This window comes from Endozoicomonas sp. ONNA2 (assembly GCF_024606365.1).
Taxonomy (GTDB): domain Bacteria; phylum Pseudomonadota; class Gammaproteobacteria; order Pseudomonadales; family Endozoicomonadaceae; genus Endozoicomonas.
The window spans coordinates 1-2150 of sequence record NZ_JAHHPO010000094.1; the positions used below are offsets into that span (position 1 = coordinate 1).

A 2150-nucleotide genomic window follows, 5' to 3' on the forward strand; every position below is an offset into this window, starting at 1 on the left:
TAAAAGCCGATCTCGACAAGTAGGGGGAGTCTGCCCCCTGTTTGGACGCTTACGTTGTTACCACGACAAACACTAAGATTTCTAATAGATGACTTTTTGTACTTAGGTGCCTTCGTGGTTCTGTCAGGGCAATCAGCGATTATGAATTTTTGAATCAATGAACATGCTCATGGAAGCATCTTTACCCAATACCGCCTGCACAATTCTGTAGCTGGTGTGGCCGTCTCCATAAGGGTTGTGAGCATGACTCATTACCTGGTAGGCAATTTCATCATTCAGAAGTCGGGTCACTTCCGAAACAATGGCATTCATACAGGTGCCGACCAGGCGCACAGTGCCAGCCTGTACTGCTGAAGGCCGTTCTGTGGTATCCCTCATGCACAAAACCGGCACACCAAGTGATGGTACTTCTTCTTGAATACCACCGGAGTCAGTCAGAATCAGGTATGACTTTTTCATCAAATAGACAAAGGGCAGGTATTCCAGGGGTTCAATAAGATGAACGTTGTCAAGCCCTGACAGAAGACGATTAACGGGTTCACGTACATTAGGATTAAGGTGAACCGGGTACACCACCTGCACATCGTTTCTTCCGGCTATTTCCTGAATGGCTTGACATATCTGCTCAAAGCCCTCACCGAAATTCTCACGCCGATGGCCAGTGACCAAAATCAGCTTTTGCTGCCCACTTTCAATATCTACCAGGAAGGGTAAATTCTTCCTTATCTCTGTCTGCAACTGTTTATCCTGATCAATGCGTTCAGAAACCTCCAGCAGGGCATCAATAACACTGTTGCCGGTAACATAGATGGTTTCCGGTGGTATATTCTCCATAATCAGGTTTTTTAGTGAATCGGTGGTTGGCGTGTAGTGCTGGTCTGCCAGGCAGGCTGTCAGATTACGCATTCCCTCTTCAGGCCATGGCGAAAAAATATTGTGTGTTCTTAAACCCGCCTCAACATGACCTACCGGAATTCTGTGGAAATACGCGGCCAGGGTTGCGGCAAAGGATGTTGCTGTATCACCGTGAACCAATACTCGATCTGGCTGGAATTCTTCCAGTACCGGCTTTATTCCTTGTAGGATAGCTGTTGTTACATCGGTGAGATCCTGGCCGGGTTTCATAATATCCAGATCATAATCGGTGGTGATTTTGAACAGTTCCAAAACCTGATCCAGCATCTCCCGGTGTTGCCCTGTCACGCAAACTCTGGTATCCATTTCTGGCTGTTGTTTGAATGCCTCAATAACTGGCGCCATTTTTATCGCTTCGGGGCGGGTTCCAAATACAATCAGAATTTTCATCGGTAAGGTTCAGTTTTATGACTCAGTAAGGGCGGTTTGGTAACTTGAGAGGCCTTGTGTTTTGTTGAGCCTTCGTTGTTCTATGGCGTCAATATCGACCAGTATCTTTAGTGTTTATGTTCTTTTAAACATGAATTCCTAAGCCGATAAGGCTGTACCCCTTTGATATCAAGGGCTGAGCCTAAAGGATTTTAAAACGACAATGGATCTGGCTGGAAACGACTTTTGGACGACTATGGATTAGCAAAACAACCAATTCAAACAGGTGACTGATAGTTGCTGTAGGCCTTGGTAATTAAGGCTTTATCAGTTCGGGTTTTATTAGTACCAGCTATTTCTGTATAAAATATATAAAAAGCAAAATCAGTTCGGGTTATTCATGCAAAAGGGGTGCATGGGGTGAAGGGTTTTACTGGGCTGTAGCGGTGGTTTGGTTCGGTTTTTTTTAGGGACAACACAGCAACATACAGTGGCATTACAATATCGCCTATGCCCAGCAGGTTGCCAATGTTAGTAAAGACGAGACCACTCCAGTACATCATGATCCCTGTAGCTGCAAATGAGCATAGCACTCGAAGTCTTACACTAATATCAAACCGGTCATCCAATATACCCACAACAGTCAAAAAGCCCGCAGCCACATAGTAAGCAATAAGTGCCGTACTGCTGGCAAAAAAGATCATCCCGATAATCAATAGTGTCAGGTAAATAACCAGTCCACCTATCAGCGGTACTGCATTTTCATGCTGCTTTCTTGCATCTGGTTTATCCACCAAGCCGATTTTTTTTGAAACCTGAATTCAAGTCATAAATGCATAACCCATGACTTTTCTTACATCTATCCC

At 44.7% G+C, this 2150-nt stretch carries 2 protein-coding genes; both read right to left on the minus strand.

Annotation, left to right across the window (positions count from 1 at the left end; all coding sequences use genetic code 11):
- Window positions 1–132: 132 nt before the first annotated feature.
- On the minus strand, window positions 133–1305 hold the full coding sequence (gene wecB / locus KDK14_RS01715; protein WP_257263289.1) for a non-hydrolyzing UDP-N-acetylglucosamine 2-epimerase: 1173 nt from the start codon (window positions 1303–1305) through the stop codon (window positions 133–135).
- 377 nt (window positions 1306–1682) lie between these two features.
- Window positions 1683–2078 carry a hypothetical protein gene (locus KDK14_RS01720; RefSeq protein WP_257263290.1) on the minus strand — a complete coding sequence of 132 codons (396 nt, stop codon included), beginning with the start codon at window positions 2076–2078 and terminating at the stop codon, window positions 1683–1685.
- Window positions 2079–2150 lie beyond the last annotated feature (72 nt).